This is a genomic window from Okeania sp. (genome assembly GCF_035285525.1).
In the GTDB taxonomy this organism is placed as follows: domain Bacteria; phylum Cyanobacteriota; class Cyanobacteriia; order Cyanobacteriales; family Microcoleaceae; genus Trichodesmium.
Map to the genome: position 1 here is coordinate 25,176 of NZ_JAYKGW010000135.1, position 18,538 is coordinate 43,713.

General features: G+C 32.3%; 13 protein-coding genes and 2 pseudogenes. 7 read left to right on the top strand and 8 right to left on the bottom strand.

All coding sequences use genetic code 11. The features are described 5' to 3' along the window. Nucleotides 1–43: 43 nt before the first annotated feature. Complete coding sequence (locus tag VKJ25_RS12820; protein WP_324237020.1) at nt 44–3,088, bottom strand: HEAT repeat domain-containing protein; 3,045 nt, start codon at nt 3,086–3,088, stop codon at nt 44–46. Between the two features lie 758 nt (nt 3,089–3,846). Further along, entirely contained in the window at nt 3,847–4,380 is a 534-nt protein-coding gene (gene infC, locus VKJ25_RS12825) for a translation initiation factor IF-3 (protein WP_324237021.1), read from the bottom strand. Nucleotides 4,381–5,100: 720 nt separating this feature from the next. On the opposite strand from infC, the gene VKJ25_RS12830 reads away from it, so the two are divergent. Beyond that, complete coding sequence (locus VKJ25_RS12830; protein WP_324237022.1) at nt 5,101–6,045, top strand: alpha/beta fold hydrolase; 945 nt, start codon at nt 5,101–5,103, stop codon at nt 6,043–6,045. Nucleotides 6,046–6,684: 639 nt separating this feature from the next. Here VKJ25_RS12830 and VKJ25_RS12835 read toward each other — a convergent pair. Then, nucleotides 6,685–7,008, bottom strand: a complete 324-nt coding sequence (locus VKJ25_RS12835) for a hypothetical protein (protein ID WP_324237023.1) — start codon at nt 7,006–7,008, stop codon at nt 6,685–6,687. A gap of 314 nt (nt 7,009–7,322) precedes the next feature. On the opposite strand from VKJ25_RS12835, the pseudogene VKJ25_RS24620 reads away from it, so the two are divergent. Next, a pseudogene (locus VKJ25_RS24620) lies at nt 7,323–7,442 on the top strand (DUF2887 domain-containing protein); the annotation flags it as partial. A gap of 453 nt (nt 7,443–7,895) precedes the next feature. Here the strand turns inward: VKJ25_RS24620 and VKJ25_RS12845 are convergent. Then, a complete protein-coding gene (locus tag VKJ25_RS12845; RefSeq protein WP_324237024.1) occupies nt 7,896–9,728 on the bottom strand; it encodes an ABC transporter ATP-binding protein in 1,833 nt (610 codons plus the stop codon). Between the two features lie 445 nt (nt 9,729–10,173). On the opposite strand from VKJ25_RS12845, the gene VKJ25_RS12850 reads away from it, so the two are divergent. Beyond that, the gene (locus VKJ25_RS12850) at nt 10,174–10,401 is read left to right on the top strand and encodes a GNAT family N-acetyltransferase (protein WP_324237025.1); all 228 of its coding nucleotides are present in this window, start codon (nt 10,174–10,176) and stop codon (nt 10,399–10,401) included. Between the two features lie 477 nt (nt 10,402–10,878). Here VKJ25_RS12850 and psb30 read toward each other — a convergent pair whose 3' ends face one another. Beyond that, complete coding sequence (gene psb30 / locus VKJ25_RS12855) at nt 10,879–11,019, bottom strand: photosystem II reaction center protein Ycf12/Psb30 (protein WP_324237026.1); 141 nt, start codon at nt 11,017–11,019, stop codon at nt 10,879–10,881. A gap of 243 nt (nt 11,020–11,262) precedes the next feature. Between psb30 and VKJ25_RS12860 the strand changes: the two genes are divergently transcribed. The 4 genes and pseudogenes from VKJ25_RS12860 (at nt 11,263) to VKJ25_RS12875 (ending at nt 14,453) form a co-directional block, all read left to right on the top strand. Beyond that, nucleotides 11,263–11,610 (top strand): YkgJ family cysteine cluster protein, encoded by a 348-nt coding sequence (locus tag VKJ25_RS12860; protein WP_324237027.1) that lies wholly within the window; start codon nt 11,263–11,265, stop codon nt 11,608–11,610. A 419-nt stretch (nt 11,611–12,029) separates the two neighbouring features. After that, nucleotides 12,030–12,497: a TMEM165/GDT1 family protein gene (locus VKJ25_RS12865; RefSeq protein ID WP_324237028.1), complete on the top strand. Its 468-nt coding sequence runs from the start codon at nt 12,030–12,032 to the stop codon at nt 12,495–12,497. 601 nt (nt 12,498–13,098) lie between these two features. After that, nucleotides 13,099–13,398, top strand: a complete 300-nt coding sequence (locus tag VKJ25_RS12870) for a TMEM165/GDT1 family protein (protein ID WP_324237029.1) — start codon at nt 13,099–13,101, stop codon at nt 13,396–13,398. 491 nt (nt 13,399–13,889) lie between these two features. Beyond that, a pseudogene (locus VKJ25_RS12875) lies at nt 13,890–14,453 on the top strand (Uma2 family endonuclease). 76 nt (nt 14,454–14,529) lie between these two features. Here VKJ25_RS12875 and VKJ25_RS12880 read toward each other — a convergent pair. The 3 genes from VKJ25_RS12880 to VKJ25_RS12890 all read right to left on the bottom strand — a co-directional run bounded on the left by VKJ25_RS12880 (nt 14,530) and on the right by VKJ25_RS12890 (nt 18,227). Further along, nucleotides 14,530–15,126 carry a hypothetical protein gene (locus VKJ25_RS12880; RefSeq protein ID WP_324237030.1) on the bottom strand — a complete coding sequence of 199 codons (597 nt, stop codon included), beginning with the start codon at nt 15,124–15,126 and terminating at the stop codon, nt 14,530–14,532. 511 nt (nt 15,127–15,637) lie between these two features. Next, nucleotides 15,638–16,141 carry a hypothetical protein gene (locus VKJ25_RS12885; RefSeq protein ID WP_324237031.1) on the bottom strand — a complete coding sequence of 168 codons (504 nt, stop codon included), beginning with the start codon at nt 16,139–16,141 and terminating at the stop codon, nt 15,638–15,640. Nucleotides 16,142–16,436: 295 nt separating this feature from the next. Next, nucleotides 16,437–18,227, bottom strand: a complete 1,791-nt coding sequence (locus tag VKJ25_RS12890; RefSeq protein WP_324237032.1) for a sodium:solute symporter family transporter — start codon at nt 18,225–18,227, stop codon at nt 16,437–16,439. Nucleotides 18,228–18,538: the final 311 nt, after the last annotated feature.

The window sequence follows — 18,538 nt, forward strand, 5'->3', positions numbered from 1 at the left end:
ATTCCTTGGCGGTTTTTGCTAATAGCTGATAGCTATAGCTAACTTAACCAATACCAAAATCAACAATCATTTGTTCCACTTGAGCAGCTACCAGAGGGTTGGGGTCATTTCTCAAATTAGGTAATAATTCCACCAATGCACGTTGAGATGCCATCTTCAAATAAGCCAAAGCTGCCTCCCGCACAAAACCAGTAGGGTGACGTAAACAAACCAAAGTTTGTTCCGCCGTTAAACTCCAACGAGCTGCACGAGCCATCTGTAAACAGCAAGCCAAAGCCCAGTCAGACAGAAAATGACGCAAATCTAAAAGATACCGTAGGCGATCGCTAGGAGCCATTGGTTGATAAATCACCATCTCAGATAAACTATTTAATTTGCCTTTATAGCTATGTTGATCCAAAATTTCAATCAGCGATCGCTTAGAAGAAATATCTACAGTATTATCCAAAATTTCCAAACCACGGGCCACATTTGAACGGGAGTCTGACTTAATATTAAAAGCTGCTGCCTGAATCGAACTCAATGGATAAAGAAACTTCATTAATAAAAAACATTGTTCTATAGCATCTGACTCCAGTAATCGTAAAGACTGCAAAAATATTTCTTTACAATCAACTATCATTCCTATATTACTTTCCTCTAAACAACCACGATACTGAGAATTAGTTGAACGAATATCTACTTCAGATAAATCTACTATACCTGCATATACCTGTCCCAAGAACATTAATTCTTGCTCTACTAAAATTTCAATTCCACTGCGACCAACTCGTGCCAGTACCCCTTCTATTCCCACTTCTCCTGGCATTTTCAATAATTTGCGGAGAATATTATGACGTATTGCCCCCCAAGATGTCATCATTCTATTTACCAGAGAATCTAGTGCTTCTGCTGTACCAATTTCACTAATAACAGTCCAAGCTTGTAATCGTAATAGTTCTGACTTATTGCTATCATTAGCTAACTTAACTAACATAGGAATAGCATCATTTCCCAATCTTACCAATGCTTGTAATGCCGCTTCTCTAGTTGACTTGTATGACAATCCCCGTAATAATGAAGGATAGTAACTTTCCAAATGAGTAGAAGCAATTACATCCATACAATACTTTCGCACTCGTAATGACTCATCCTGTAATAAACTAGGTACATACAGTCGTAACCCTTGCAAATAATCTGCTTCTCCCAAGGCACGAACCCCCATTACTCTTTCCTTTTCCACTTTAGAAGTAATCATCCGGCGTAAAACATTAGTGGCCTCAGCTTTTTGCTCTATGTCTCCTTTACGCATAATTAAAGCTGCTGCCGTACCTCTCACTACTGCATCTACTGAAGGTTGTAAATAAGGACGCAACTGATTAACATCTGGTTTTGACTCTGTAAGCCAAATATAGCGCAAAGCCAAAGCCAATACTTCTGGTGGTAATGACGACTTGGTTAACTGTTTTACTTGTTGGAGATAAGCTGGATTAGGATGATTTAACATTGCTTCCAGACTTTGGCATTGTAGTGCCGTTGACATTGTATGTAGCAGCGGAGCCAATATTTCCCCTAGATTTTTTTGGTCTATTTGATTCAATAGCTCAATGCAAGAACGTTTATTTTCTTCTGAAGTACCTTTCTCTAAAGTTTCTACTACTGAGCGTTTTAAACTACGGATATCTACATCTGAGACATTAAATCTTCCTTTCCCGGCACTTTTGACTAACAAACCTACATATTGAGTTCTAATTAACCATATTATTCCTATCCATAACAAACCAGATATGATTATCGCTATAACAAATATCAGACCTTGTTGGTTTTCAAATAACCCTTTTTCATTAGTGTCCAATATTAATTTAGATAACCAGAGAATTAGTAATATTATGAACCCACTCAAACCAGTCGAAAATGGTTCTGCGACTCCATTTACCATAGTTTGAACATCACTACGAATATTTTCTGGTAGAGGTTGGAATAAAACTGGTCCGGTAGTTTCTATTAATGTGTAGTGTAATAATTCATCTAAAAATCTCAGAATTACTAATCCTATAAATACTGAAAATAATCCTGTTATTGCACCTGTAAAAGAAAATAATCCTAAAACTATTGCCCCTATTGGTAAGATCATTGCTGTACCAAAAACACCTATTCTTTCTACCAAACGACTAGAGGCAAACCATTGAGTTGCTACTTGAAAACTACTTAAAATTCCCTCAAATAAACCTAAGAAACTTGCTATTTCACTAGCTTTATCAATAGTATCGTTTTGCAATTCTAATTCTAGTTGATAAAAGAATTGAAAGTCTATTAATACATATAAAACTTCTGCTATGACAAAAAATGTGATTAATGGCAGTATATAAACTTTGAGAGGACCTTTTATTCTGCGAGTGGAAAATTCTTCTTCATCATCCTCTGGTATCCAACGACTAGAATCGGGAAAAGATTGTTGATATCTCTCTGATAAATATAATAGGATTCCCGACCCTGATACTATCATTAATCCTGATAATATTGTGACATTATTTAATGACACAAAATACAGCATTACAGGTAAAGAGAATCCACTAATTACTCCTGCTACTAAAAAACCACTACTGATGATTGGATATGTTCGTTTAATTTCCCTAATATTAAATAATTGATTAGCTGTGATTGAAGTATTCAAATCGTTAAGTAAGTAACAAGCTTCTACCCATAACCACATCATAAAAGTAGTCAGAAAAGCTAAACTTAGACCAGCTATCTTGATATTTTCAATACCAATTCCAAACCTAAATAAGAATAAAGGAATTGCAATTAGTAATAAAATTACTACTATTACTCGGCGCAAAGGCATAACTTTTTGGAGCCAGGAATAGACAAAACCTAAACCTGAACCGATGCCAGCACTAGCAATATATATCCAAGGTAGTTTGTCGGCACCATATTGGTCTAAGAATAGACTAACTGTACTCAGTTCTAACCAAACTAATCCTACGGAAGTAAGAGTGTATACCAAAAACATGAGTAGGGTTCGCTCTACTTCCTCATAACGAAGATTTAGAAATTTTAATAATCTATTTCCTAATCCTGTATAACTGTTTAAACTTCTCAGTTCCATGTAGTTTACTGAATAACTTTCAATAATTAATAATTAATAATTAATAATTACCTCTTCTTTTATTAAGTAAGAAGAGGATTGGCTAAAAGAATTTTTTTATTCTTTTGGTTGATATTTTTCTATCAGGCAGTAAGGAAAAAGGTGATTATAAACTCATCTGATTCAGATTGAATTAATCAATTATTTTGGTTATTCTTTAGTAGCTTTACTTAGTTTAAAAAAAGTTAAGCATTCAGCCATCAGCTATTAATAAGAAGAGAAGGTAAAAGCAATTTATAAATTGACAGATAATTAAAAGTTACTGCCAAGGCAAGTTCCTTTAACCTTAGAAAAAATTATTCATTATTTGCTGTTAATATAGTAATATAGTTATTCCTAAAAAGGAAATTCATTAACAGCGAAGAGACCTTGTGCTTAAGGACACAATTTCAATAAATATGAATTCTAATGTCAAGTTAACTGGCTTTTGTAGCAAGATTTTTCTGGATCAATAAATAATATAATAAAGCTTCCATCGCGGACTAAAAGCAATAGCTGAGACCTGAGAGCTGAATGCTTAGATATTTTTTTGGACTTTTATAGCGTTTCCCAGAGTTATAAGGCACATTTATAATTTTCAATTTTCTCCTATTTTTTATTCCCTTTTCCCAGTTAAATTTTCAGTTGTAGGGAAAATTTTGTACCTCACAAGTATGGGAATTGCTATAATATAGGTTAGTAACAGTTGTCAATACTTTAGAGTATACAAAACTTACTTTTTAGGACTTTTTAGGAGATAACAACATCATCATACTGCGTCCTTCCTTTTTAGGAGCTTGTTGAACCTCCGCTAAATCTTTTAAATCTGTTGCCATACGTTGCAATAATTCTTCTGCTAGGTTACTATGTTGTATCTCCCGACCCCGGAACATAATAGTAGCCTTGACTTTATCACCAGATTCGAGAAAGCGCTTGGCATGAGATAAGCGGACATTATAGTCATGCTCCTCAATTTTATAGCGCATCTTTACTTCCTTAACTTCTGCATTGTGTTGTTTGGCTTCCTGTACTTTCTTTCTCTTTTTCTGCTCAAACAGATACTTACCATAATCAACTATTCTACAAACTGGTGGATCGGCTTTATCACTGACCATAACCAGATCGAGACCTTTTTCCTCGGCCATCCGCAAGGCTTCTCTTGTTTCTACAATTCCCAATTGCTGGCCATCTGCATCAACAGCCCTAACTTTAGGAACTCTAATTTTTTCGTTAACTTGAGGGACATTACGATTATTTTTTCTTTCGATTGGCATTAATTAAGATGATTAAAATTATTATTTAGAGGGACATCCGTACCGAATTAGGTTACGGTATTTACATAATTTCGACTTTTACTGTTCTACTAAACTTACCCAAAGTAGAGTTTTTTGTTATAGAAGCCTAGGTTTTCTGTTTCACTTATAACTTCTAACTAGGATCTGTAACCTAAATTTTAGACCCAAGCTGAAATTTAGTAGTAAATTAAGCTACTATGGCTTTTAATTTGGTTCAGAAAACTTTGCTAATCTAACTTTTTCTCGACTATTTTCGGGACATTTGTTTGAGTTTAATAGATTTACTTGACTGTTTTTTTTACAGTTTACCCTCTGGGTATTATACAATAGTTTAGTATAGGATTTCAAGCCTTAAGTTGAATTAAATACTAAAAAGGGAATAGGGAGTAGGGAGTAGAGAGTAGGAAGTAGAAGGAAAAAAATGATAATTTCTATGCCAAATTAGTAACGCTACAAATCTTTTTTTGAGAAATAAAAAATAAATTAAAGTAATCCTAGAACAGGGAACAGGGAGAAAGAATTGATGATTTCTGGATAAGATAGGAGATTTATAATAGTAATGTGTAATTAATTTGGCATAAGTACTTATACTTGAAAACTGGCAAAATTACTTTTCTTGATAACTGAATTAACCAAATATCAAGTATTTGCTCGAACAAATAATATTTAAAAATAGAAAGTCCAAATATAGCAAAGTTTATGATAATTGGTATGGGTCATAATACTAGGGACTGGGAAGAAAAAATAGGTAATCAACGAGACTGGGTATGGCGAGGATGGAAAGTTCGCTACACTTATTCTCGGTGTAAAAATAATCAGGAGACTTTAGCGGGGGATAAGTTAGCTAATCCTCCTCTTCTTCTTTTACATGGTTTTGGGGCATCAATAGGCCATTGGCGACATAATATTAATGTCTTAACTGAAAAACATACGGTCTATGCTTTGGACTTATTGGGTTTTGGTGCTTCTGAAAAGGCGATCGCTAATTACGATAGTAGTTTTTGGGTAGAGCAAGTATATGAGTTTTGGCAGACTTTTATTGGAGTACCTGTAATATTGGTGGGTAACTCGACTGGTTCATTAATTTCTCTGGTTGCTGCTGCTACTTATCCAGATATGGTTACAGGGTTGATAATGATTAGTCTACCGGATCCAATGGCTCAAGCTGAATTAATTCCACCTAAGTTTTTACCTACTGTTGAGTTTATTCAAAATATGGTTGCTTCTCCATTTCTGTTAAGGGCTTTATTTTTTATTGTTCGTAAGCCTGCGGTTATCCGTCGGTGGGTTAAATTTGCCTATTATAATGGGGATTTAATTACGGATGAATTGGTGGACATCTTGGCAAGGCCACCTAGAGACCGGGGTGCTGCCCGTGCTTTTTGTATTGTATTTAAGATTATGGGTAGTACTAAATTGGGGCCTAGTGTGAAGGCGGTACTTCCTACTTTGAAGGTTCCGATTTTATTAATTTGGGGTAAGCAGGATTTATTGATTCCTCCGAAGTTGGCTAATCCTAGTCAGTTTACTGAACTTAATCCTCGTTTGGAGTTAGTAGAATTGGATAATGCTGGTCATTGTGCCCATGATGAATGTCCGGAAATTGTTAATGGTTTAATTCTTGATTGGGTGGTTAATATTTAAGTTAGCGGAGCCTAACGCATTGAAATAGTTGGGATAGGCTGTGTATTACATTTTGTTAGCATTCCCTAATAGAGCAATTTTCTGTATCTTGACATTGAATAAAAAATCATGCTTATGTACGGAAAGAAACCACGATACAAACCATAACATGATTTTTTTGCCGATGCAAGGGGAAAATCCTCTTGTCGCCGTTTTTTTAAGATATTCACAGAATACAAGCTCAAATTCAGAAATTCAGAGCCTAATTCAGAAATGCTAAACGTTCAATTTTATTAATTTGCCAATTGTTTGAAGTTGTATCCCAAACTAAATCAAACCTAAGCTTTTGATTGATTTATCGACCAGATTTTGTAATGTAGCGTAATCTGCTGTCTACTGTAGAATTAAATCTCTCTTCTGATACTAATAATATTCTACTTGAGCAATTAGCCAACGATTGGAATCTCTGTCCCAAGCTAAATAAAAGCGAAGCTTTTCATTGGATTTGTATCCTGATCTTATCATGTACCTTAATCTGCTGTCTACTGTAGAATTAAATCTATCTTCTGATACTAATTTGGTGCTTAATACTTCTATGCTTTTAACTTGAGTCCACCAATCTATGTAGGACTGATAACCTGTTGATTGCATTTCAGAAGATCAATAATTCCAGGCACTTTGATAGTTATAATTGTTTAGAGTTTGATAGTAATTTCTTAAAGCTTGTTCTGATGATGAAGACTGTTTTTGAGTTTCTCGTCTGGGAAGTGTTTCTGCTGGTGATTGTCTGTAGGTATTTTGTTTGGTAACTGTCTCTCGTTGCGACTGTCTGTAGGTATTTTGTCTTCGTTGCGGACATTGATTGAATAATGCACAGTCAGCAACTTTTTCAACAAGATATCCTGCCATTACTTGGCATGAAGAAAGTGTGGAACCCAAGATATATAAACTGAAGAATAGGGTTACTTTGGCAGTTGTCTTCATAATTAATCTTTTTCCTCTCAATCTTATCTTATCATCGGCTGAAACACCTAGTATTAAGTTATAAGAATCCTAAATGATTTGTGAAAAAAACTCTAGGGGTTTGTTCTCCAAACTAAATGGAAAAAGGGATGTAGAAACCAAACCTAGTTAGATAAAATATTACAACTTATTTCAGATTGCTATAATTTTCTAGAAACCCGGTTTCTCGCTCAACTTCATACAACATGAAAACCGACCATATATTTTATCGAATTTTCCAAGATTTACCCGAAACTTTCTTTGAGTTGTGGGGATAACTACCAGAAAACTTCAGCGATTATCGTTTTGATTCAGTAGAATTAAAACAGACTTCCTTTCAAATAGATGGGGTATTTTTACCTCAAGATACTGACCAACCAATTTATTTTACGGAGGTACAATTTCAAAAACTGTAGGTTGGGTTGAGGTAAGGAAACCCAACAAATTATTTCCTTTATTCCAGACTATTATATTGGAAGAGTTACCACAAATGAGTCGTTAAGAGTTAGAAAGTATGTTTGGTATTGATGATTTAAAGAAAATTCATTTTGCTGAATAATTAATGACAGAATCAAAAACTGAAGGAGAAATTATAGGAAAATTAAAGGTGATTCCTGGCTGATTAAGAAAAGAATTTGCTGTTGCAGAAATTTTCGAGTTGAAAATTGAGCAAGTACGGCAAGTTATTGGTAAATTAAATTAACTGAAACTGTAGGTTGGGTTGAGGTAAGGAAACCCAACAAATTATTTCCTTTATTCCAGACTATTATATTGGAAGAGTTACCACAAATGATTCGTTAAGAGTTAGAAAGTATGTTTGGTATTGATGATTTAAAGAAAATTCGTTTTTCTCAAAACCTAAATATTCATCAAGTTCCTAACATTTGTAAATTATATAAACTAGCATAAAGACCATTTTTTTCTAATAATTGTTGATGAGTACCTGACTCAATTAACTCTCCTTTTTTCAACACAAATATTCGATTAACATTTCTAATTGTCGAAAGTCGATGAGCAATAATAATGGCAGTTCTTTCTACTAAAAGTTGTTCTAATGCTGATTGAATTAAAGCTTCTGTTACCACATCTAAATTAGCAGTTGCTTCGTCAAGTACCAAAATTCTAGGGTTACGAATAGCTGCACGAGCAAATGCTAATAATTGTTTTTGACCTCCAGAAAGATTAGCTCCTCGTTCTCTCAATTGAGTATTATATCCTTGGGGTAATTCAGAAATAAATTTATCTATATTTGTGCTTTTTGCTGATGCTTGAATTTCTTCAAATGAGTAATTTTCTCCCAAGGCAATATTACTTTTTACATCTCCAGCAAATAGAAATCCATCTTGGAAAATAACTCCAATATGTTTTCTTAATTCGGCTTGAGGTAAATCTTTAATATTAATTCCATCAACCAAAATTTTACCTTTATTCACATCATATAAACGACAAAGTAAGCGAATAATAGAACTTTTTCCAGCTCCAGTTGGTCCGACTAAAGCAACTTTTTCTCCTGGTTTAATAATGAAGTTGAGATTTTTCAGAACATATTCATTTGGTTTATAACCAAACCACACATTTTCAAACCTAATTTCGCCTATTTGGGAGTTATTAATTTGCAGATTTGGTAACTTTTTAATTTCTCCTTCTGGGTCAATAATTTCTACCTTTTCATTGAGAAGATTACTAATACGTTCAACGGCAGTTAATCCAGCTTGAATAGCTGTAAATTTTTCGGCAAATTGCCTTAAGGGATCGAATAAACGTTGAGCATATAAAATGAAAGAAGATAGAGTACCAAAGTCTAGATTTCCTGCTAAAACAAATCGCCCTCCTAAGAATAAAACGGCAGCGATCGCTATTAAAGAAATCCATTCTAAAATACCAGAAATTGCTGAGTCATAAAAAATGGTTTTATCTACGGCTTTAACATAGTCTAAATTATTGGCTCTAAATAATTCTGAATTAAATTTTTCTCGGCGAAATAATTGCACTACTCCTATACCAGATAAGTTTTCTTGGAGTTGAGCATTTAAACTGGAAAGTTCATCTCTAGCTTTATAATTAGCTTTTCGATATTGTTGTTGGAAATAGATAATAATTATGGTGACTGGTATCATCATTAATATTAACATTAAAGCTAATTTCCATTGCAGACTAAACATAGTTATAGCAATTATTAAAATTGAAAATAAATCGCTGACTATTCCAATAGCACCAGTGGAAAATACATCTCCTAAAGCTTCAACATCGCTGGTAAGACGAGTAATTAATTTTCCCACTGGAGTACTGTCAAAAAATCTAACTCCCAAGGAAAGAACATGTTTAAATAAATCGTTTCTAATATCATTAGTAATTTGTTGCCCAAGTTTTTGAACTAAAAAGCCTTGGATAGATTGAAATATGAGTCTGATAATAATAGTTAAGGTTAATACAATTGCTAAAATATTTAATCCTTGAGATAATGACATTTGTTGGAGAAATAACCATGTTTCTTCTCCTAAAATTCGAGAAATTGCTTGTCCGATAAATAGCGGTTGAACTGCTCCGGAAATTGAGAGTGGAAATAATAATATTAGTGAGGTAGCTACTAATATTTTGTGACGGAAACCGTAGTTTAGTAAGCGTTGAATTAGTTGCCAGTCTGTTTCACTATTATTATTTTGGTATTTCCTACTATTGTTTTTTGGTGAGATACTACTCATGAAGTTTTATTTTTTCAGTTAAGCTGTGAATGGTTTGATGTTTTACAAGGTACCATATCAACTATTTTTTGACAATTAATAGTCTTTTTTGAGGCTATAATTATGACTAGAAAATCAGGTCTCAAGTCTCCCCTTTCAAGGGGATGCAAAAAAATCAACCTAAGCATTCAGCTATTAGCAATATAAACCTCATTTTTAAGGAAGGTATTTACAGGAATATAGACTTGAAAACGGGCTTTTATAGTAAAATTAATTCTGATTTATCGGGAACCGTATAATAAAGCTTTTATCAAAAACTAAAAGCACTCTTCTGATGGCTGTTTAGGCAGCATTTTTTGCGGAATGCTGACAGGTGAATGCTTACAAATAAACTTCAGTATTTTAAACCTTTTACTTCAGTAGAAGGTACTGATAACTGATAAATGATAACTGACTAGACCGTACTTTGGAAATTGAGCTTGGTTATTTATTAAATCCTAAATATTGGTATCAAGAATTATTAACAGAAGCGACAAAAGTCAGTTTGAGATATGGATTTGAAGAGTTGAAACTCAAGGAAATTGTAGGGATAACTAAACCTGAAAATATTGCTTATCAACGAGTAATGGAAAAATTGGGAATGAAATACGAAAAAGATGTTTATTATTATCAAACTAATGTGTTATATTATTAAATATCAAGAAAAGAATATCAGTCTGATAGTTCGTAAGCACTTAGCTATTAGCTATCAGCGTTCAGCAATAATGTCTTAACCCTAAGTAAGGAGAGTAGAGGAGAAGTAAACATAAGATTTAATCTAGCTCAATTAATCAATAAAGCTTTTATCTAAAACTTAAGGCAATAGCTAATAGCTGATAGCTGACTGCTAAATGTTTACGATATTTATTTAAATATTCTACAGAAATAAAGCCAATAAATGTTGAGAAAATTATGAGTAATATTATTTGTAGTCGCGGGTTTATTTTATCTGATGAATTGATAAATTTAAAAAACTAATCCGCTCCGAGCTATAATTTTGTACGTTGAATTTTGGGGTTGGTTTGTCTCATCAAATAATGTTATTAATTTGAAGAATAACCTACCCCTACTATTGCAAAATTTTAGATGTATTGGTTTACTACCTACCACCTAATGTTCTACACGAAAAGTATTAAAGATCGCCACCCCGAGCTGCTAGTAACACAATTACTATCGGGCCAGAAATTACAACCATGGCCAGCATTGTTAACTGGGCAATAGTTTCAAAGTTAATATTGCTGAAAAAATTGAAAAAATCAGTTAAAAAACCCATATTTTCCTCTTATAGATTAATAAAATAGATACTGAACTGAAAACCGTTTTTTATTGTATCAAGCGATCGCCTATCTAATTTAATAAATTTTACAAAAATCAATATTTTAGTTTACAGGACTTACGCTAAGAAACCCGGTTTCTGGGTTCCCATAGCTTGAGTCTTAGTTTATTATCATCAAGAGTTTGTTATTGCTAATTTTGAAAAATAAGTTTTTAAATTTTAAATTTTAATTAAAAAAGTATGGTTACTTGGCGTTGTGTAAAAAATTGTGGTGCTTGTTGTTACTTAGAACCGACGGAGCGCCCAGAATTGGAGGAATATTTATCTCCAGAAGAAATCAAGCATTATATCAGTTTAATAGGAGTAGATGGATGGTGTATTAATTATAACCATTTAAGTCGAGAATGTCGTATTTATTCTGATAGACCAAGGTTTTGTCGAGTTGAAGCAGATACTTTTAAAGAAATGTATGGTATAGAACCAGAAGAATTAAATGAATTTGCTATTGACTGTTGTCGGCAACATATTGGAGATATGTATGGGGAGAAGAGTTTAGAAATGCTTCGGTTTAATCAAGCAGTGGAATAATTAATAATTAGTTATTTGACATTCAAAGTGTTATCTGAAACAATAAATCAGATTGAAAAAAACTATAGTGTTTCCCTGGTTAATAAGGTACATATATTTTGTTTTTATGTTCTATTTCCTGTTTCTTTTCCCGGTTCCTTAAAACCTTAAGCATTTCCTGGGGAGGAACTGCGTTAACAGTATAAAATCCTAGTATTAAGGGGGGAGTTTTAATGAATATAGACTTTGGAGCTAATTTTTGTAGTAAGATTTTTCTAGCTCAATTAATAAAGTTTTTATTGCCGACTCAAAGAAATAGCTGAAGGCTAATAGCTGACAGCTAAATGCTTAATGCTTACTTAACCTATAATTTTGTGTCGCACAAGTATGGGCATTGCTATAGATATATTCAGTAATTTAGTAATTTATTATAGTTGTAAATGAATTTTTTCCAGAACAATGAAAATATAGGTCAAACCGAAATAAATTTAGAACAAAAAAAAGTTTCTGAGAGCTTACCTTCAGGAGTTAGTTCACAAAAAGGAGAAATTTTACCTCCTATTAATTATCAATCAGAACCAGAAAAAGCAAAAGGAAAAAAAACAGGAGCTTGGGCAGTATTTACTTCAACTTTTGTGACAATACTTTTAGCAGAAATTGGTGATAAAACTCAAATTACTACATTATTAATGGCTGCCGAATCTCAATCTCCTTGGATAGTATTTGCCGGTGCAGGTAGTGCATTAGTAATTACAAGTTTATTGGGAGTATTGTTAGGGCAATGGTTAGCTAGTCATCTTTCTCCAAAAACTATAGAAAGGTCAGCAGGAATTATTTTATTACTAATATCTTTTACTTTAATTGTAGAAGTTTTTTATGAAAGTTTTCCTCAATTATTTGGCAATTAGCTATTAGCTCATACTCCAAAATTATATGCATTTATGTTGCGCTATGCTTTATGTCAGCGACAGGAGGAAACAGATTTTTAATCAATGAAGTAATTATATGTTTGACTTCTACTAAATTTTCAATCAAAGAGTTGTATTTAATGAAAAATTTGCTTTTTCTTTCTTAATTGGAGAGTACAAAGTTATTCTCAAAGTTATTCTCAAAAACGATTTGATTTGAAGAGGGAAAAAATTATTTGCCAAAGCTTACAGCACCTACAATGATGAATAGATAATTTATGACTTTTAGATTGCTGAAAGACTTAGCTAGTAATAGTTATTGCCACAATTTTCACTGCATAATAACATTTATAAAAAGTAATTTTATGCTTAAAAGTTTATAAAAATAACTAGAAAAATCACAGAGGTTACTTAACAATAAAATGACATTAATAGATAGTATTTAGAAATAGAAAATCCAAGTCTAGCAAAGTTTTGAATAATTGGTATAACTTCTTACTTCTTACTTGCTTTTTAACTTCTTACTTCCTATTTCTCCCTTCCTACTTCTTCCTTTTTCCTTTTTCCTTTTTCCTCCTTACTTGTTACTTATTAATTAACTATGGATTGGCAACTTTTAGGTTTAAGTTTTATCGCAGTTTTCCTATCAGAATTAGGAGATAAAAGTCAATTAGCAGCGATCGCTTTGGGTGGTTCTTCCAAATTTCCCCAAGCGGTATTTTTCGGTACTGCATCTGCTCTATTATTAACGAGTTTTTTAGGAGTTTTAGTAGGTCAAGGAATAGCAGAAATTTTACCAACAAATATAGTAAAAATTACTGCTGCGATTGGATTTGCTATTATGGGTATTCGTCTTTTATTGTCTGGTGAAGAGGAACCTGAAGATTCGGAAAATAGTTAAATTTCAATATAGCAATGCCTAGATAATTTGTAAAAAAAAATTGTAGGGGTTTGGTTTCCAAACCCAAAAAAAAAGGGGATTTGGAGACCAAACCCCTACTATAAAATCTTACAACCTATTTAGGATTACTGTACATTATTTGCTTATGATGAATTTTCTTCAGATTTATCTATTTCTGAAATATTGTTTTTTCCCTTTAATGTAATAAATTTATGTTTGAAGATTATAAGTTTTAACTGTTAGTAATTTAGGTTCATAATTTACTTTAACAGTTAAAATTAATCCTTTCTTATCGAATATTATTAAATATTTGCAGCGACGTTCCCTAATCGAAAAACAAGAAAATAATTTTACCCTTTTACCTTTGCTGAAGCAGTATGTTTTCTCCAATAAATATCCTAGGGGTTTGGTTTCCAAATCCAGATGAGTAGATATTAAAAAATAGATATAATTAACTAATTAAGAAAAATCCAGATAGAGGTAAAATAATTATGTTAACCGCTGTTAATTCATCTAAACAAATTACTCTGGAAGAGTTTCTAGAACTGCCAGAAACAAAGCCAGAAAACGAATATATTAATAATCAAATTTATCAAAAACCAATCCCACAAGGAGAACATAGCACAATTCAAGCTTATCTAGTATCAACTATTAATCAAATTGGTAGACCAAAACAATCAGTAATGGCATTCCCAGAATTAAGATGTACTTTTAACGGACGTTCCATAGTTCCAGATATTTCAGTTTTTGCATGGCAACGTATTCCAAGAAAACCTAATGGTAGAATCGAAAATTAATTTGAAATAGCACCAGACTGGGTAATAGAAATTCTCTCCCCAAACCAAGGTGCTAATCAATTAATTAATAAGATTATTTTCTGTCTTAATAATGGTACTCAGTTAGGTTGGTTAATAGAGCCTGAAGATGAATCTGTAGTAATTTTCCAACCTAATAAACAACCAGAAATTAGATATAATTCTGATAATTTACCAGTTCTCAATTTATTAACAGATTGGCAATTATCTATTGCAGATTTATTTGGTTGGTTATATTAGGTTTATAAAAACTAGAGTTAGATTTATAAAAACCAAAGTAGGGACGTTCCATGAAACTTCCCTACAGTTGTAAATACTAACTAACAAAACTACTTAATATTCCTAAAATTTTCGGTAAATTATAGACAGAATATTCCTCTAAATCTATAGTTATTATTTCAGCTTCTAATTCTAGAAATTGCCAAGTAGTACCAGTCGTAATAACCCCATAAATTTTGGGAATTTCTTTACCTTTGTTTTGATTAAAAATTTGGGCAGCAACCATTTCTGCCATACATTGAGCTAAACCATTTCTCAAGTTATCATTTTTAGCTTCTACTAAAGTTATCACTGGTGCTTTGAGAACTATTTGTTGGGTTGATAAACTAATAATAAAGTCGCAAAAACCATTTAATCCTAATTCTGGATTAACATTAAATTCGATGCCAGAAAATAAACTTATTTGATTATTAGATATTTTTTTTACTTCTGCTAATATCGGCGCAATAATAAATTCTGAACGAGCTTTTTCTGAAGCGATCGCTGTTGCTAGTGGTAGATAATATTCTAAAGCTTCTTGTAGAAATTGACTGGGAAAAACTTCTGGTAATTGATTAAATTTACCCAAGTCTTCAACGACATTCAAATTAAAATTTGCTAGAATTTCCTCTAAGGTAAATTTACTATAAGGCATTAATTTTTCTACATTTATTACATTTCTGGTTAAAGATATTTTTCTAATTTACTTAATAGATAATCTTCTCAAACTTCTTGTAGAAATTTACTAGGATAAACTTCTAGTAATTGATTAAACTTACCCAAGTCTTCAACTACCTTCAGATGAAAATTTGTCATAACTTCCTCTCAAGTGAATTTTCCCAAGCATTAATTTTTCTACATCTATATAAATCTCTGATTAAAGATATTTTTCTAATCTACTTAATAGATAATCTTCTCAAACTTCTTGTAGAAATTTACCGGGAGAAACTTCTGATAATTGATTAAATTTACCTTAATTTTTAACCAAGCATACAAAATTCTTACTCCCAAATACTTTCATTATCTCGACACTCTCCATCTTCCTCACACTCCAAATTTTAGGGTCAGTAAATATTTACTAATTGAGACTAATTATATCTCAAGTAAAATTTACTCACCCGAATTTTTTTAACTATCTTCTAGCACCGTAATAAATAATTACTAACTCAATTTTTTTGTCGATAACACCAAGCAAATAAAGTAGCACCAACAACTAACTTAATTATTTCTAATAACCAATAACCACCGTGCATTTGATTCATTGCCACAGGAACTTCATTAACTGACTCAAACAAATTTAGATTAATACCTAAAGCAGTCATTTGAGGAGTTAAACCATAAGTATCAATGATAGTGATCGCCAATAATAAGATAGAGAAAATAATTGCTGTTTTATTGCTTTTAATGAAATGATTTGGCACAGCACTCAAAACTAATAAACCTGTTAAACCTAAGCTGGCACAAAATAACTCAACTCGGTTAAATAAAGAAAACATTACTGAACCTGCCAATGTAAAATCTGAAGTATTCATCATTCCAGAAACATACATACTTGGCATAATTACTAGGTCTAAAATTATGCAGGCGCTTAACCAGAAACCTAGAGTTAAACAAATTATTGTTTGCCAGCGTTGTTGATTGGACTCCAGATTTGGAGAAATAATTGCCATGACTTTATATATATTTAGTGACTTATTTATAGGTTAACAAAAATTCGACTAAATTAGCATTAAATAGTATTAAGTATTTTTACAATTTATTTCTCATCAAGAATAGGGAGTAGGGAGTAGTTATTAGGAAAATAGAAAAATTGTTAAAATTTACTAAAGATTACTTATAAAATTTAAAAGGATAAAGAATAGTTTATTAATCTCAAAAAACAGTTTTTTCTCTTTCATCTTGAATAATTGGTAAAAAAAACCGTAGGGGTTTGGTCTCCCAACCCAAACCAATATTGCCACCTATTCATAATTCTTGTATTTTATCCAGATGTTTAAACCAAGTAAAATATAATCCTATCGACAACAAAATAAACATCAATAATAAAATACCAAAATTATCCCACTGTTTCATCATAAACATCATTCCCATCAAAAATAAAACTAACTGCCAGGGAATAGCAATCAAAGTTGCCAAAATATCTCGTCGATTTTCTCTTTCAATTTTTGCCTGAATATTAGTTGGTAAATTCTGACTAACCACTCCCCAAAAACCAAAAGGTCGAGTTACCCGATAAAAATTATCAATCACTTCTAAATTAGTTGCTGGAGTTAACAATGTTCCGAAAATACATCCTAACAAAGAACAAATACTCGGCACTAAAAACAGAATATATTCTTGAAGCTGAGGCAAGTTCAATAAAGGTAAAATAACCGCTTTTGTCAAAATCGCTGCCACCAAACCAGCACCAGTACCAATAGCAAATCCATAGCCATTAAATCGCCACCAATACCATCTTAAAACTAAAGGAATAAACAACCCAGTTCCCAATCCTAAAGTTAACCATCCCCAAATATCATTAATATTCGTAATATTAAAGCTAAAAATCAATCCCAAAACAACAATTAAAATAGAAGCTAAACGACCTTGATTAATTAATTGTTGATTAGTAGCTTCAGGTTGAAGATAGGCTTGATAAATATCCTTCACCCAATAAGCAGCACTAGCATTAATAATTGAATCAAAAGTTGACATCGCAGCAGCAATAAAACAAGCAACCAATAAACCCTTAACTCCCACCGGAATATATTCAGAAATTACAGTAGGTAACACTAATTCTGGGTCAGAAATAATCTGATTTTTTAAACCATAATCTATTCCTAATATTGCCAAAGATGTAACCAGAGGCCAACGAAATGATAATAAAAAAATCCAGAATAAAGAAAGTAAACCAGCTTCGCGATCGCTCTTGGCAGCAAAGTAACGTTGAATCATATAACCACCGCCTCCAGCACCACCTTCTAGAAATACTTTAAAGATATAAAATAACATGACTCCACCAAACAAATTAAAGATACTATAATCTCCTGGCAAATCAATTTTTATTGGAGGAATAATACTACTCCATTCTGTTAAATTCCATTCTTGTAATTGTTCCGTACCAGGAATTGAGATAGCAAAAGTTTCTGGCAAAGTTACCGTTTGAAAAGCAATAAAACAGATATATAAAATCGCTACAAAAATCAAAACTCCCTGAAAAACATCAGTCAAAACCACCCCATAAAATCCACTGACAGCAGTATAAATAAGAGCCAAGAAAATCAGAAATATTCCTGCAACTCTATCATCAATACCCAGAAATCCTCCTAAAAACTTTCCTCCTCCCACAGCAAAATAACTCATCGTACCAATAGCAAAAATAATATTAGCAACCGCACTAATAATTCTAGCAATATTTCCCTCCCTATTCTTGCCAAAACGTAACTCCATCCATTCAGCAATAGTCATTACTTGAGCGCGACGATTCCACTTTCCCATAAACGTCATTAAGAAAGCCATAATTAAGACAATACCGCCCCTAATTTCAATAAAAAATCCTTTAGTTCCTAAAGCATAAACTAAAGCAGTTAATACCATAGTACCAGCTAAATCGGTATTAGAAGCCATACCAGAAGCACCCAAAACCCACCAAGGAAGATTACGATTTCCGAGAAAGTAAGATTCAATTCCTGTGGATGCTTTTCTTTCTAGAAACAATCCCAAAGCTATGATAAATAACAAGTAAATTGTGACAATTATATAATCAATTATTTCCATAAAACTATTCCTCAATTAAATATATTAAAACTCAGTAATTAGTTGTTTTTTTATGTGCAAAAAAAAGTGTAATATTTGATTGTAGGGATTTGGCTTCCCAATGCCATCCTCTTGAAGCTTTTCTTTCTCGAAACAATCCCAAAGCTATGATAAATAACAAGTAAATTGTGACAATTATATAATCAATTATTTCCATCAAACTATTCCTCAATTAAATATATTAAAACTCAGTAATTAGTTGTTTTTTTATGTGCAAAAAAAAGTGTAATATTTGATTGTAGGGATTTGGCTTCCCAATGCCATCCTCTTGA